Genomic DNA, 15,340 nt, shown 5'->3' on the forward strand with positions numbered 1-15,340 from the left:
ACCAATAGCGGCGCACGCGTACAGCAACAACTGAGCGTTTTGATCAAATGCCGGCATACCAGTCGTAGCCATTGTCCTCCCAATAGCCGCCCTTGCCGCCGCCGAGATTGGCGAAACTGTCGATCAGTTCGATCTTGTAGAGGTATTTCGGCATCTTGTAGCCGAGTTGGCGCTCGACGCGGACGCGCAACGGTGCGCCGTTCTCGACCGGCAACGGCTGGCCGTTGAGCCCATAGGCAAGGATTGTCTGCGGGTGACGGGCATCGATCAGGTCAATCGAGCCGTAATACTTGATATCGCCGGACAGGCTGCGGTCGATGGTGTCGAGGCAATGGAACATGACATAGCGCGCCTGCGGCTTGACCACCGCCTCATCGAGAACCAGTGACAGCGGCGTACCGGTCCATTTGGCGATGCAGCTCCAGCCCTCGACGCAGTCGTGGCGGGTGATCTGCGTGCGGCTAGGTATGTTCATCAGTTGCTCGCGGGTCAGCGACAGCGGCTTTTCGACGAGGCCGGAAACCTCGAGCCGCCAGTCGGCGAAATCGCTGGCGAGCAGGCCCTTGTAGAAATCGTCGTCGGGCGCGGTGACGCCGTTCGGCCGCTGCGGCTGGCGGATGTCGGCCTCGGTGAATTCCGGTGCCAGCGCGCCGCGGCCGGCGAGCAGGCGTTGCGCGCGCCAGGTCAGGTTGTTGGCGCTTTCTAGGAAACTGCGCAGGGCGGCGCCCGTGCCAAGCTGGCTGTCGAAGGCGTCGCAACCCGACAGCACGATGCCGGACACGCCGAGGCTGGCCGTGGTCAGGAACTTTCTGCGGCTGATCTGGAACTTCGCCATCTCAAGCACTCCTCTCGGGTCTTTCATCGCCATGCGCCGGCGGGTCGATGCGGTACCAGCCGGTGATGATGGAGCGCAGCTCGTTGATGGGGCCGGCAGCGATGATCATCAGGATATGGATGATGAAGAAGGCGACGAGTAGCAGCATCACCGCGAAATGGATGGTGCGCGCCGTCTGCCGGCCACCAAGCAGGTCGTTCAGGAACGGCAGCACCGAGTTCATGCTCGGCGACATGGCAAGGCCGGTGATGATCATCAGCGGCAGCAGCACGAACAGCACGCCGCCATAGGCCATCTTCTGCAGCGTGTTGTATTCGCGTGTGTGGTGGAATTTGAGCTTGGCGTGGTCGACGATGTCCCGCGGCAGGCGCCTGAGATCGTCGATGCGCGGGGCAAGATCGCGGCGGAGATGGCCGTTGATCAGGCTGGCGACCAGCCAGACGACAAGGGTCGTGGTCAGCCCCCAGGCGAAGAAGAAATGGACGACGCGGGCGGTGCCGAGGTCATAGTAGGACGGGATCGTCGCCCAGGACGGGAAGGCGCGGGATGTCTCCTGGCCAGGCGGGCCCGACCAGCCGAGCACGCCGGTGGTATCGAAGCGCTTGCCGAAGATTTCAGTATAGCCGCGCGGACCAGTTGCGGTGTTCTCGGCGCCGATGGCGAAAACCGTGTTGTTGTAGCCGAATCCCGACTCCTTGCCGATATAGAGTTGCGGACGGGCGTTGAATATCTGCAGGCCGCTGAGCAGCATGAAGAACAGCGAAATCGCCCACAGCCAGTGCGTCAGCCGCGTCCAGCGCGACTGCCGGTAGATCAGCGTCGCATCCTTAGGCGCGGCAGCATCCGCCCTTGCGGTGGGTTGGCTTCTGGCAACCGATTCCATTCTTTTCCGTCCTCCCGACCGTGCAGTTTCCCTGCAGCGCTTGCGATGATCGTTCTCCTCCCAATACGTCTTCAGCCAAAGCGATGTTTCATCCGATCACGGAATTATTACGGACCCTACGGGCTGCCGAGGCTGACGGCGAGGTTGACCGCGGCGGCGACGATGACGGTGTTGAAGAAGAACGACAGGATCGAATGGACAAGCACGACGCGGCGCATATGCGAGGTCGTTATGCCGGTGTCGGCAGTCTGCGCCGTCATGCCGATCACCGTCGCGAAATAGAGGAAATCCCAACCTTCTGGCCGTTTGTCGCCGGGGAACTGCAGGCCGCCGACGGGTATCTTCTTGTTGGTTTCCGTATCGACCGCATCGCCATCCATCCAGTAGACATGCGCGTAGTGCAGCGCCGCCATGGCGTGGATCGTGAACCAGCCGAGCGGGATCGACAGCAGCGCGAAGGTGAGTTCTATGGGATGCGCGCTCTCCTTCTGATTGATCAGCTGGAACAGCGAGCCGATGGCGACACCAACGACAATCAGCGTCACGGCAAAGATGACCAGCACCGGCTGATCGGTTTCACGCGCTTTCTTGCTCAGATAGCGGCCGGTAAGCAGCGGCATCTGGGCGATGACGAGGATAATATAGGCAGCGAAGAACGCATTGGCGCCGATCGAAAAGGCGATCGGCGCTCGCAAAACCAGCGCCACGACCAGAGCTGCCGCGCCGATGCATGCCGACACCGCGAACTGCATGTGCCGATGCATGGGTTTCTTCATGGGTGTGTCGGCAGCCATGGCCCTGATCTCGGGTGGCGGTCAGTTTCTGCAGCGCCGCGCGTTCTTTTTACGCGCAAAGTACGCTGTAGCACTTTTTGATTGGGCGCATGATCCTTTCCGAAAATCGATCCCGATTTTCGGGGTCATGCGCTGCCCGGTGCGACGGATTTCAGTGCCCGCCGCAAGATGCGGTCGAGCTCGCCGAGGAACCGCGAGCGGTCCTGCGGCGCGAAGCTGGCATTGTAGCCATTGCTTTCGCCGGTCTCGCGCAGATGCTGCCTGAGGTCGCGCATCGCCACCGCCATGCCGATCGTCTCCGGGGTGAAGGGGCGTCCGGTCGGGCCGAGCACATGGGCGCCGAGCGCCACCGTGCGGGCGGCAAGCGGGATGTCGGCCGTCACCACGATGTCGTTGGGTTTGACATTGTCGACGATCCAGTCGTCGGCAGCGTCGGCGTCCTTGGAGACGACGACGTTGCGGATCATCGGATCGCGCGACGGGCGCAGGCCGCCATTGGAAACGAAGGTGACGACGACGCCGTGGCGCTCGGCAACCTTTTCGACCTCGGCTTTCACCGGGCAGGCATCGGCATCGACATAAATAGCGGGTGCGGACATCTTTCGTTCCAACGCGTATGGGGCGGGCGCCTTAGCCGGCCCTATCGATTAGTAAACCACCACACTCCTGATCGACTTGCCCTCATGCATGAGATCAAAACCCTTGTTGATGTCCTCAAGCTTCAGCGTGTGGGTGATCATCGGGTCGATCTCGATCTTGCCGTCCATATACCAGTCGACGATCTTCGGCACGTCGGTGCGGCCGCGCGCGCCGCCGAAGGCGGTACCCATCCAGGTGCGTCCGGTGACCAGTTGGAACGGCCGCGTCGAGATCTCCTGGCCGGCGCCGGCTACGCCGATGACGACCGATTTGCCCCAGCCGCGGTGCGAGGCCTCCAGCGCCTGCCGCATGACTTTGGTGTTGCCGGTGCAGTCGAAGGTGTAGTCGGCGCCGCCGATCTGGTCGGCGCCGCGCTTGGTCATGTTGACAAGGTAGGGCACGACATCGCCATCGATCTCCTTCGGATTGACGAAATGCGTCATGCCGAACCTCTCGCCCCATTCCTTCTTGTCGTTGTTCAAATCGACGCCGATGATCATGTCGGCGCCGGCAAGACGCAGGCCCTGGATGACGTTGAGGCCGATGCCGCCGAGGCCGAAGACGACCGCCGTGGCGCCGATCTCGACCTTGGCGGTGTTGATCACCGCGCCGACGCCGGTGGTGACGCCGCAGCCGATGTAGCAGATCTTGTCGAAGGGGGCGTCGGGATTGACCTTGGCCAGCGCGATCTCGGGCAGCACGGTAAAGTTGGAGAAGGTCGAGCAGCCCATATAGTGGAAGATCTTGTGCTTGCCGATCGAGAAGCGCGACGAGCCGTCCGGCATCAGGCCCTGGCCCTGCGTGGCGCGGATGGCGGTGCACAGATTGGTCTTGCGCGACAGGCAAGACGGGCACTGCCGGCATTCCGGCGTATAGAGCGGGATGACGTGGTCGCCCTTCCTGACCGAGGTGACGCCCTTGCCGATATCGACGACGACGCCGGCACCCTCATGGCCGAGGATGGTTGGAAAGATGCCTTCGGGGTCGGCGCCAGACAGCGTGAACTCGTCGGTGTGGCAGATGCCGGTCGCCTTGATCTCGACCAGCACCTCACCCTCGCGCGGGCCATCGAGGTCGACCTCCATAATCTGCAGCGGCTTTCCGGCGGCTACAGCGACAGCGGCGCGCGTTTTCATCGGGGCATCTCCTCTCAAGGCAAACCTATAATCGAGGCTGTGCCTTAGCTTATCTGCAGGTTCTGGACTATGGGACGAATTGACAGTCGTGGCCGGCGTTTTTGTCGGCGCCGCCGATTGCGGCCGGGACATGCGCCAACTTGCCTTGACCCGCCGCGTGAAGCCCATAAAAGAAAGGCAGCCGGAGGGAACAAAGCCCGTATGTTCACAAAAATCCTGATCGCCAATCGCGGCGAGATCGCGTGCCGCGTCATCAAGACGGCGCGCAAGATGGGCATTGCCACCGTCGCGGTCTATTCCGATGCCGATCGCGACGCCGTGCATGTCGAGATGGCCGACGAGGCCGTGCATATCGGACCTTCGCCCGCCGCGCAGAGCTATCTGGTGTCAGAAAAGATCATTGCTGCCTGCAAGGCGACTGGCGCGCAAGCCGTGCATCCCGGCTACGGTTTCCTGTCGGAGCGTGCCTCCTTCTGCGAGGCGCTGGAGAAAGAAGGCATCATCTTCATCGGCCCGAAGCCCAAGGCGATCAGGGCGATGGGCGACAAGATCGAATCGAAGAAATTCGCCAATGCCGCTGAGGTAAGCACGGTTCCCGGCTGGCTCGGCGTCATCGAGAACGCCGACCACGCGGAAAAGATCGCCGGCGAGATCGGCTATCCGGTGATGATCAAGGCCTCGGCCGGCGGCGGCGGCAAGGGCATGCGCATCGCCTGGAGCAAGGCCGAGGTACGCGACGGCTTCGACCGGGCGCGGTCGGAGGCCAAAAGCTCGTTCGGCGACGACCGCCTCTTCATCGAAAAATTCGTGGTCGATCCGCGCCATATCGAAATCCAGGTTCTGGCCGACGCGCATGGCAACGCGGTCTATCTCGGCGAGCGCGAATGCTCGATCCAGCGCCGCAACCAGAAGGTCGTGGAAGAGGCGCCGTCGGCGTTTCTCGACGCCAAGACCCGGAAAGCCATGGGCGAGCAGTCGGTGGCGCTGGCCAAGGCGGTCGACTACCAGAGCGCTGGCACGGTCGAGTTCATCGTCGATAGCGAAAAAAACTTCTATTTCCTTGAAATGAATACGCGATTGCAGGTCGAGCACCCGGTGACGGAGCTCGTTACCGGCATCGATCTTGTCGAGCAGATGATCCGTGTCGCGGCCGGCGAAAAGCTGGTCATCAAGCAGAACGCGGTGACGCTCAACGGCTGGGCGGTGGAGAGCCGCCTCTACGCCGAAGATCCGTACCGCAATTTCCTGCCGTCGATCGGCCGGCTGACACGATACCGGCCGCCGGAAGAGGGGCAGTTCGGCGATGTCGTGATCCGCAACGATACCGGTGTCACCGAGGGTTCGGAAATTTCGATGTTCTATGACCCTATGGTCGCCAAGCTCTGTACCTGGGCGCCGACGCGGCTGGCAGCCGTCGACGCCATGTCTGAGGCGCTGGACAGTTTTGTCGTCGACGGCATCGAGCACAACATACCGTTCCTGGCGGCGCTGATGCAGCATCCGCGCTGGCGGGAAGGGCGGCTGTCGACCGGCTTCATCGCCGAGGAATACCCGGAAGGATTCGCGCCGATCGTGCCGAACGACGCGGAAAAAGCGGTGCTGGCAGCGATCGCCACTGCGGTCGAGCTGCTGCGCCGCGACCGGCTCGACCGGCTCGGCGGCCGGCTGGCGCCGCATTCGGGCGTCCTCAAGCGGGACTGGGTGGTGAAGATCAGCGAGGACTATCTTTCGGTCTCGATTCTCGAACGCATGATCTCCATCCCCATGGAAATCGACCTGTCGGTCGATGGCGGCAAGGCGCTGACGGTGGCATCCGACTGGCGGCCGGGTGACCTCATCTGGCGCGGCACGGTCGGCGGCCGCAAGATCGCAGCACAGATCAGGCCGGTGCCGAACGGGTTTCGCATAGCCTGGAAGGGCATGTCGGTGACGGCACGACCCATGCTGCCGCGCATTGCCAAACTCGAAAGGCTGATGCCGGAAAAGGTGTTGCCGGACACTTCAAAGATGCTGCTCTGCCCGATGCCCGGCCTTGTCGTTTCGATCGCAGTTGCCGAGGGCCAGGCGGTCAAGGCCGGCGAGACGCTGGCCGTGGTCGAGGCGATGAAGATGGAAAACGTGTTGCGTGCCGAGCGCGACCTCATCGTGGTGAAACTCAACGCGAGGCCGGGCGACAGCCTTGCCGTCGATGCGGTGATCATGGAATTCGCCTGAGGCCGGCTCGAGCATGCTGTTGCTGGTCTCCTCTATTGCTGGACTCGCATCGTCCGGTGCCGGACAATACATCTTCATCGAATTGAGTCCTTTCAAGCGGCGCAAAAACCATGGCGGATGAGAGACTTCCACGCGACCCGTTGCTGCGTGAGGCCTATGCGAGGGCAACGAGGGCGGAGGCCCCGGAGCGGCCGTTCATCCATCTGCGCGTGCATTCGGCCTATTCGCTGCTCGAAGGTGCCTTGCAGATCGGCACGATCGTTGCCCATGCGGTCAAGGACGAAAGTCCGGCGATCGCCGTAACCGACACCAACAATCTGTTCGGCGCGCTCGAATTTGCCCAGAAGGCGGTGAAGGACGGCATTCAGCCGATCATCGGCTGCCAGATCGATCTCGCCTTTTCCGGCGAGGCAAGCGACGCCCAGCGCGACCGCCGCCGCCAGGGGCCGGAGATGCGCGCCGTCGTGCTGATTGCGGCGACCGAGGTTGGCTACAGCAATTTGGTGAAGCTGGTCAGCCGGATCTATCTCGAAACGCCGCCCGGCGAGGCCGTGCATCTGACGACCGCTATGCTGGAGGGCCATTCCAGCGGCCTGATCTGCCTCACCGGCGGGCCGCGCGGCCCGGTCGGCAGCGCCTTGAAGGAGGACCGCCGTGATCTCGCCGAGGCGCGGCTGCTGGCGCTCAAGGCGCTGTTCGGCGACCGGCTCTATGTCGAGCTGGAGCGGGTTTCCGGCTATGACCGTATCGTCGAGAAGTCGTCGGTCGATCTCGCCTACAGCCATGAATTGCCGCTGGTCGCAACCAACGAGGCATTTTTCTCCTCGCGCGACGACTATGATGCGCATGACGCGCTGATCGCCATCGCCGAGGGTTCTGTCGTCGCCGCCGACAATCGCCGCCGCCTGTCGCCCGACAATTTTCTGAGAAGCCAGGCCGACATGGCGAGGCTGTTTGCCGACCTTCCAGAAGCGATCGACAACACCGTCGAGATCGCACTGCGCTGCGCCTATTATCCGAAGACCCGCAACCCGATCCTGCCGCGCTTTGCCGGTGGCGATGTCGCCGACGCCGATGCGGCGGTGCGGGCGGAGGCGCAGGAGCTTGCCAGGCAGGCGCATGAGGGGCTGGAGGCGCGGCTGGCCGCGCACGGCCCGACCCCCGGCTACACGGTCGAACAATATCGCGAAAGGCTAGATTTCGAGCTCGGCGTCATCGAGAAGATGAAATATCCGGGTTATTTCCTGATCGTTGCCGACTTCATCAAATGGGCCAAGGCGCAAGGCATTCCGGTCGGGCCGGGCCGCGGTTCGGGCGCCGGTTCGCTCGTCGCCTATGCTACGACCATCACCGATATCGACCCGTTGCGCTTCTCGCTGCTGTTCGAGCGATTCCTCAATCCCGACCGCGTGTCGATGCCCGACTTCGATATCGACTTCTGCCAGGACCGGCGCGAGGAGGTCATCCGCTACGTCCAGCAGAAATACGGCCGCGACCAGGTCGGCCAGATCATCACCTTCGGTACGCTGCAGGCCCGCGCCGTGCTGCGCGACGTCGGCCGCGTGCTGCAGATGCCCTATGGCCAGGTCGACAAGTTGAGTAAGATGGTGCCGCAGAACCCGGCTAATCCGGTCAAGCTTGCCGACGCCATCGCCAACGAGCCGCGCTTTGCCGAAGAGGCCGAAAAGGAGCCGATCGTCCAGACGCTGCTCGACATGGCGCAGAAGCTTGAAGGGCTCTATCGCCATGCCTCGACGCACGCCGCCGGCATCGTTATCGGCGATCGGCCGCTGTCGGAACTGGTGCCGATGTACCGCGATCCGCGCTCGGACATGCCGGTTACCCAGTTCAACATGAAATATGTCGAGCAGGCCGGGCTGGTGAAGTTCGACTTTCTCGGCCTGAAGACGCTGACGGTGCTGGAGACCGCGGTCAAGCTGATCCGACGTCGCGGCGTCGAGATCGATCTCGCCCACATTCCGCTCGATGATCCCGATACCTACACCATGCTGTCGCGCGGCGAGGTGGTCGGCGTGTTCCAGGTGGAAAGTGCGGGCATGCGCAAGGCGCTGATCGGCATGCGGCCCGACTGCATCGAGGACATCATCGCGCTGGTGGCGCTCTACCGGCCGGGACCGATGGAGAACATCCCGACCTACAATGCCAGAAAGCATGGCGAAGAGGAGATGGCGTCGATCCACCCCAAGATCGACCACCTGGTGAAGGAGACGCAAGGCGTCATCGTCTACCAAGAGCAGGTCATGCAGATCGCGCAGGAGCTTGCCGGCTATTCGCTCGGCGAAGCCGACCTTCTGCGCCGCGCCATGGGCAAGAAGATCCGCGCCGAGATGGACAAGCAGCGCGAGCGCTTCGTCTCGGGCGCGGTCGAGCGCGGCGTCGGCAAACCGCAAGCCGACTTCATTTTCGACTTGCTGGCAAAGTTCGCCGACTATGGTTTCAACAAATCGCACGCCGCCGCCTACGCCGTCGTCTCTTATCAGACAGCCTATCTGAAGGCGCATTACCCGGTCGAATTCCTGGCGGCGTCGATGACGCTCGACATGGGCAACACCGACAAGCTCGCCGATTTCCGCCAGGATGCACTGCGCCTCGGCATTGAGGTCGTGGCGCCATCGGTGATGACAAGTTTTCGCGCCTTCGAGGTCGGCGAGAACAAGATCTTCTATTCGCTGGCGGCGTTGAAGGGGGTGGGCGACGCGGCTGTCGAGCACATTGTCGCCATGCGCGGCGAAAAGCCGTTCAAGAGCCTCGCCGATTTCTGCGAAAGGGTCGATCCGAAGATCGTCGGCAAGCGCGTCTTCGAAAGCCTGATCATGGCCGGCGCGCTGGACTGCTTCGGCCATGACCGCGCCGCTATGATGGCGGGCGTCGAACGGATGATGGGGCTGGCGTCGCTGGCACAGCAGAATGCAATGTCGGGCCAGCACGACATCTTCGGCGCCTCGCTCGGGGCGCAATCGCAGGCGCTCAATCTGCCGGTGACCGAGCCGTGGCTTGCCGCCGACCGCCTGCACCGCGAATTCCAGGTGGTTGGCTTCTATCTCTCCGCCCATCCGCTCGACGAGTACAAGGCGGCGTTGCAGAAGATGCGGGTGCAGAACTGGGCCGAGTTCTCGGCCGCCGTCAAACGCGGTGCTGCCGCCGGGCGGCTTGCCGGTACCGTCACCACCAAGCAGGAGCGCAAGACGCGCACCGGCAACAAGATGGGCGTCGTGCAGTTTTCCGACACGTCGGGCCAGTATGAGGCGGTGCTGTTTTCCGAAGGGCTGGCGCAGTATCGCGACCTGCTGGAGCCCGGCCGCTCGGTGGTGATCACCGTTTCGGCGGAGGACAGGCCCGAAGGCGTCAACCTGCGCATCCAGACCGTGCAGTCGCTGGAGGACGAGGCAAGCCGGATCCAGAAGGCCCTGCGCATCTTTGTCAGAAATGACCGACCCGCATCGGCGATCCAATCGCAGCTTACCCAGCGTGGTGAAAGTCAGGTGAGCATAATCATCATCAAGGATGAAGCACAGGGCGAGGTCGAGATCGAACTGCCCAACCGCTACCGCGTCTCGCCGCAGATCGCGTCGGCCATGCGCGCGGTGCCGGGCGTCGTGGAAGTGGAGCTGGTATAGCCGCCAGCTCGACTTTGCCTGACTACGACGCCGCGATCTCCGCCGGACGCGGCGCTTTCCGCTGCAGATTGAGCAAATTGCCCATCAGGATCAGCAAGGCGCCGCCGGCAGTGAAGGCGTCGATCTGCTCGTTGTAGAGCAGCCAACCGATCAGCGCCGACAGCGGGACGCGCAAGAAATCCATCGGCGAGATGACGGTCGCGTCGGCATAGGCGAGCGCGCGGGCCATGCAGAAATGCGACGACATGCCGGTGAAGGCGATCAGCATGATCCACGGCCACAGTTCGAGGGGTGGGTTGCGCCATTCATACAGCGCCGGGATGAGGCCGAGCACCGACTGGATGATGAGCATCCAGAAGATGATGCGCACGACGCTGTCGGTCCGTGTCAGCGACTTGACCAGGACCACCGAGATGCCGAAGCAGACTGCGGCACCCAGCACCACAACATGGCCTGGATCGACCGAGCCGATACCTGGACGCACGATGATCACCACGCCGATCAACCCCAGCACGATCGCTGCGAGCTTCGGCCGGGAGAGCCTTTCGCCAAGGAAACCGACCGCCAGGATGGCCGTCCAGATCGGCGTCGTGAATTCGATGGAGATCAGCACGGCAAGCGGGATCAGCGTCAGCGCGTAGAGCCACGCCGCCTGGCCGCCATAGTGGACCACGTTGCGGGCGACATGAGCCAGCGGACGCTCGGTACGCATTGCCGCAAAGCCGCCGCTCATCATAACCAGCGGCAGAAGGATAAAAAAGCCGATCACTGAGCGCAGCTCCAGCACCTGGAAGACGTTGAGCTCGGCTGTCGTGGCGCGGCCGGCGACCGACATCGCCAGGAACGACGCGATCGACAGCGCCATCCAGAACGCGGCCTTGGGGATTGAGGGAGCAGGTGCCATGCGCGCTATGTCGCAAGCCGCGACTTCGACCGCAATCGCTAGCCGACGCATTCGACTGGGCCAGCGGCGTTAAAAAACAGTCATGTTGAAGGCGGAACCTGCCGCAGGGGCGGGCGTTGATTCTCGGTATCGCCCGCTTCGTAGAAGCGTTGTGTTTCCGATATCAGCGGGGAGAGTTTCGATGAAATCATTAGCGCGATTTGTGCTCGCCGGCTGCCTGATGGCTGCGGCGGGCGCTCATGCCGACGAGGCCAATTTCCTCAGCTCGTTCCAAGGCAATTTCGCTGGCAAGGGCACTGTCAAGGTAAACACAGATGCACCGGCGGTGAATGTCTCCTGTAACTTCAATTCCGACGCGACCTCGACCTCATTGTCCCTGGACGGCACCTGCCGCGGCCTTATCGTGGTGACGCGTGCTATTAGCGCGGATCTGAAGTCCAGTGGAACGAAGTACACCGGCACCTATGTCGGGTCCCGCACCGGGCCCGCACAACTCGCCGGCCGCCGCTCGGGCAACGCGATCAATCTCGGCATCCGTTGGGCGAAGGAAGTCAACGGCGATCGCAAGGCGCAGATGAGGCTCGAGAAAACCGGCGACAACGGCATGCGGCTCACGGTTACCGACATCGATCCGAAGACCGGCAAGAGCGTGATGACAAGCAGGATCGATTTGCGCCGTAGCTGACGGTGTCGTTTCAGTCTTCGATCGGCTCGGGTGGGTTGGCGTTGCGGCCTTTGCCGAAAGTGTAGCCTGTTTCCACAGCCTTGCGGCCGAACTTGTCGCGCAGCGTGTCGATGGCGCCTTCGGCCATGGCGCGCTTGCGCGACCGGATATCGACGAGATCGGGCGGGTCGGCCTTTTCGTCGTCCGAAAGATCGCTGACGCCGATGCCGAGCAGCCGGAATTTCGTTCCGTCAGCCTCCTTGCGTAGCAGTTCGAGCCCGGTCTGGAAGATGCGGTCGGCCAGCCTGGTCGGGTCGCCGAGTTGGCGGTTGCGCGTGCGGGTCTTGAAGTCCTGGGTCTTCAGCTTCAGCACCACGGTGCGCCCGGCAATCGCGGATTTCTTCAGCCGCGCCGAGACCTTTTCCGACAGCGCCCTGAGCACCGGAACCAACTCGACCATGGCAGCGATATCGACATCGAAGGTGGTCTCCGCCGAGACGCTTTTTGCGTCCTGGTCCGGATGGACACGGCGGTCGTCCTCGCCGCGCGAAAGGTGGTAGAGCCGGTCGCCCATGACGCCGTAACGGCGCATCAGGTCGCCGCGCTCCATGCGTTGCAACTGGCCGACGGTGCGGATGCCGTCACGTTCCAGGGTGGCGGCGAAGACTTTTCCAACGCCCCAGATCAGCGTCACCGGCTGCTCGGCCAGAAAGCCGACCGCCTCGGCCTCGCCGATCACCGAAAAGCCGCGCGGCTTGCGGAAGTCGGACGCCACCTTGGCCAGGAACTTGCAGTAGGAGAGGCCCGCCGAAACGGTGATGCCGATCTCCTTTTCGACGGTCAGCGCAAAGCGCGCCAGCACCACCGCAGGCGGCATGCCATGCAGGCGCTCGGTGCCGGAAAGGTCGAGAAAGGCCTCGTCGATGGAGAGCGGCTCGACCAGCGGCGTAAGTGCCTGCATCAGGGCGCGCACCTCACGGCCGACGCGGACGTATTTTTCCATGTCCGGTGGGATGACCACCGCTTCCGGACAGGCTTCGAGCGCCTTGAACATCGGCATCGCCGAGCGCACGCCGTGGATGCGGGCGATATAGCAGGCGGTGGAGACGACGCCGCGCTTGCCGCCGCCGATGATCACCGGCCGCTCCTTCAGCGCGGGATTGTCGCGCTTTTCGATGGCCGCATAGAACGCATCGCAGTCGATATGGGCAAGGTGCAGCCGGTAGAGTTCCGCATGGCGGGCGAGCCGCGGGCTGCCGCATCGTTCGCAGCGGCGCGCCTCACCGCGCTGGAAGGTCAGGCAGTCGCGACAAAAACCATGATCGGGATTATTGACAGGAGCCGCCATCGCTGCGAACATAAAGAGAACAAATGCAATGGTACGTCAGGACCGATGCCGCGGCAAGGCAGCAGGCCGGGAGAGAGTTCATGAGCACGACCATAGCGCCACTGGCGCCCGAGCTTTGGGCGGATTTCGAAGATCTTTTCGGCAAGCAGGGTGCCTGTTACGGCTGCTGGTGCACACATTTCCGGTTGCCGCCGGCGGTGCGCCGCGAGAACGACCGGCAACGCAACAAGGATCTTATCAAGGCGCGAATCGAGGCTGGACCGCCGCCCGGACTGCTGGCGTTCGAGGACGGCATGGCGGTCGGCTGGATGCAGATCGGCCCGCGCGCCGACATACCCGAGTGGAACAATCAGGGCAGGGGTTCCGCGCCGGCCGATCCGGCTGACGCTACGGACCCCGGCGTCTGGGCGATCTCCTGCTTCTTCATCCGCGTCAAGGCGCGTGGCAGGGGCATCACCCATCGCCTGGTCGAGGGCGGCATCGAGTTTGCGCGGCAGAACCGCGCGCGGCTGGTCGAGGCCTGCCCGATGGACCTGTCGAAAGATTCGCGGTCGATTGGCTTGTTCGTCGGTTCGTCGCGGGTCTTCGAGAAGGCCGGCTTCGAGCGGCTTCTGGAACGCAAGCCAGGCCGGCCGCTGATGCGGCTGGTGCTTTAAACAGTTTCGCCGCTTGGCCTTCATTCGTCTCGCCTTGCGGTTACGGTGGCAATTTCCTGCGAAAAGGCTCAAATTTCGCTTCCCCAAGCTCAAAAGGAGAGTTTAGCGTGAACCGTGTTCTGCCAGCCGTATTTGCTCTCGCGCTCAGCGCGCCTGCCTTTGGCCAGACCGTCGATGGCGAGGGCGCCAAGCAGCTCTCCGAAAATCTGTCCCGCTATGTTGGCAACCAGGCGATCGACAAGGGTGTGCTGAAGGTTTCGGTGGAAGGTGACGCTTACAAGATCGTCGTCGACTTCAAAGCGCTTGCCGCAATGCTGCCGAAGCAGAATTTCCTGAAATTCGATTTTGCGCCCTATGCCTTGATGGCCAAACCTCGCAGTGACGGGAGTTGGGACGTCTCAGCGGATCTGTCGACAAGCGCTTCCTTCGAGGTTGAGGGATCGCAGGGGCCACAGAGCACGCAGTTCTCGATCGCAGGCGGTAAGTTCACCGGTGTCTACGATCCTGAACTGGCGGCTTTCGCCAGTGCTACGAACTCGATGACCGGCATGACCATGACTTCCCGGGATCCCACGCAACGCGTGGAAATGAGCACGGGTGCCGGTGCTGCCGCCTTCAACGCGACCAGGGCCGCGAATGGCGGCGTCGACTTCACCCTGGCCCAGACCATGGCCGATTTTGTCGAAGCGATCGACTTTGACGATCCCAACAGCGGGTTGAAATTCCCGCTCACGGTCAAATCGCCAGAGCTGTCGGTGAATGCGACCGGCAAGGGAATGCGGACAAAGCCGTTTCTCGATCTTCTGGCATTTGCTGTGGCCAATGAAAACGAGGCCAGGCTGAAGTCCAACCAGGCAGAGCTCAAATCGCTGTTGCTCGCTGCGCTGCCGCTGTGGGAGCGGATCGATGGAACCTATGGGTTCAAGGATTTCACTGTCGAAAGCCCGGTCGGGCATTTCGGTGCGGCGGAACTGGGAACCAGCTTCGGAACCACCGGCATCGCCCAGAACGGAACGATCAACTATACGATCAAGGCCACTGGATTGACGATCCCTCAGCAGCTTGTGCCCGCCTGGGGCACGGCGCTGCTGCCAACTGATGTCGATCTGAGTTTCGGCGGTGCCAACATCAACCTCGACAGCACGGCGAAAAAGGCGATCGAAACCTTTGATCTCAATAAGAATCCGGCGCTGCCGGATGACTTCGCCGACACAATCACCGCCGATTTCATGGCCGGTACGCCGAAGGTGGTCATCGGCCACAGCACGGTGAAGAACAGCAATATGGAGATCGCGCTGGAAGGCGAGATGACGTTCCCCGGCATGAAGCCCGAGGCAAATGTGACGGTCGATGTCGCAGGTTACGACAAGATCGTGGAGAGCTTGCAGGCAGCGGCCAAGTCGGACCCGGAAGCCGCGCAGTATTTCCCGGTTGCGCTGGCCGTCAAAGGATTTGGCAAGACGCTGCCGGACGGCCGGTTGGAATGGGCCATCAACGCCAAGGCCGACGGATCGGTCATGGTCAACGGCGCCATGCTGAAGCCGGCCGATCCGGCAGCGAATGACAGCGACGACGAGGACGACAGCGGAGGAGAGACGGACCAGACCCCTTAAGGCCCCAATCCTCTCA

12 protein-coding genes are annotated in these 15,340 nt (G+C 62.7%); 5 read left to right on the top strand and 7 right to left on the bottom strand.

Annotation, left to right across the window (positions count from 1 at the left end; genetic code table 11):
- Nucleotides 1–43: 43 nt before the first annotated feature.
- From EN859_RS12140 to EN859_RS12160, 5 genes are all read right to left on the bottom strand, one after another.
- Entirely contained in the window at nt 44–835 is a 792-nt protein-coding gene (locus EN859_RS12140; protein WP_127851334.1) for a molybdopterin-binding protein, read from the bottom strand.
- 1 nt (nt 836) lies between these two features.
- Nucleotides 837–1,718: a cytochrome b/b6 domain-containing protein gene (locus tag EN859_RS12145; protein ID WP_127851333.1), complete on the bottom strand. Its 882-nt coding sequence runs from the start codon at nt 1,716–1,718 to the stop codon at nt 837–839.
- A gap of 116 nt (nt 1,719–1,834) precedes the next feature.
- Nucleotides 1,835–2,512 (bottom strand): DUF1345 domain-containing protein, encoded by a 678-nt coding sequence (locus tag EN859_RS12150; RefSeq protein ID WP_127851332.1) that lies wholly within the window; start codon nt 2,510–2,512, stop codon nt 1,835–1,837.
- A 125-nt stretch (nt 2,513–2,637) separates the two neighbouring features.
- Nucleotides 2,638–3,111 carry a YaiI/YqxD family protein gene (locus EN859_RS12155; protein ID WP_127851331.1) on the bottom strand — a complete coding sequence of 158 codons (474 nt, stop codon included), beginning with the start codon at nt 3,109–3,111 and terminating at the stop codon, nt 2,638–2,640.
- 48 nt (nt 3,112–3,159) lie between these two features.
- Nucleotides 3,160–4,287, bottom strand: coding sequence for an S-(hydroxymethyl)glutathione dehydrogenase/class III alcohol dehydrogenase (locus tag EN859_RS12160; protein ID WP_127851330.1), 1,128 nt, complete (start codon nt 4,285–4,287; stop codon nt 3,160–3,162).
- Between the two features lie 201 nt (nt 4,288–4,488).
- Here EN859_RS12160 and EN859_RS12165 point away from each other — a divergent pair, with 201 nt between their 5' ends.
- Nucleotides 4,489–6,501 carry an acetyl/propionyl/methylcrotonyl-CoA carboxylase subunit alpha gene (locus tag EN859_RS12165; protein WP_127851329.1) on the top strand — a complete coding sequence of 671 codons (2,013 nt, stop codon included), beginning with the start codon at nt 4,489–4,491 and terminating at the stop codon, nt 6,499–6,501.
- A gap of 110 nt (nt 6,502–6,611) precedes the next feature.
- The gene (dnaE, locus tag EN859_RS12170; protein WP_127851328.1) at nt 6,612–10,139 is read left to right on the top strand and encodes a DNA polymerase III subunit alpha; all 3,528 of its coding nucleotides are present in this window, start codon (nt 6,612–6,614) and stop codon (nt 10,137–10,139) included.
- Nucleotides 10,140–10,161: 22 nt separating this feature from the next.
- Here the strand turns inward: dnaE and EN859_RS12175 are convergent, their stop codons facing one another.
- A complete protein-coding gene (locus EN859_RS12175; RefSeq protein WP_127851327.1) occupies nt 10,162–11,043 on the bottom strand; it encodes a DMT family transporter in 882 nt (293 codons plus the stop codon).
- A 181-nt stretch (nt 11,044–11,224) separates the two neighbouring features.
- Between EN859_RS12175 and EN859_RS12180 the strand changes: the two genes are divergently transcribed.
- The gene (locus EN859_RS12180; RefSeq protein ID WP_127851781.1) at nt 11,225–11,728 is read left to right on the top strand and encodes a hypothetical protein; all 504 of its coding nucleotides are present in this window, start codon (nt 11,225–11,227) and stop codon (nt 11,726–11,728) included.
- Nucleotides 11,729–11,738: 10 nt separating this feature from the next.
- Here the strand turns inward: EN859_RS12180 and EN859_RS12185 are convergent, their stop codons facing one another.
- Entirely contained in the window at nt 11,739–13,067 is a 1,329-nt protein-coding gene (locus tag EN859_RS12185; RefSeq protein ID WP_127851326.1) for a DNA polymerase IV, read from the bottom strand.
- Between the two features lie 68 nt (nt 13,068–13,135).
- On the opposite strand from EN859_RS12185, the gene EN859_RS12190 reads away from it, so the two are divergent.
- Both EN859_RS12190 and EN859_RS12195 read left to right on the top strand, forming a co-directional pair.
- Nucleotides 13,136–13,711, top strand: coding sequence for a GNAT family N-acetyltransferase (locus tag EN859_RS12190; protein ID WP_127851325.1), 576 nt, complete (start codon nt 13,136–13,138; stop codon nt 13,709–13,711).
- A 107-nt stretch (nt 13,712–13,818) separates the two neighbouring features.
- Nucleotides 13,819–15,324 carry a hypothetical protein gene (locus tag EN859_RS12195; protein WP_127851324.1) on the top strand — a complete coding sequence of 502 codons (1,506 nt, stop codon included), beginning with the start codon at nt 13,819–13,821 and terminating at the stop codon, nt 15,322–15,324.
- Nucleotides 15,325–15,340 lie beyond the last annotated feature (16 nt).

Origin of the sequence: Mesorhizobium sp. M00.F.Ca.ET.216.01.1.1 (genome assembly GCF_004010325.2) — a bacterium.
GTDB lineage: Bacteria > Pseudomonadota > Alphaproteobacteria > Rhizobiales > Rhizobiaceae > Mesorhizobium.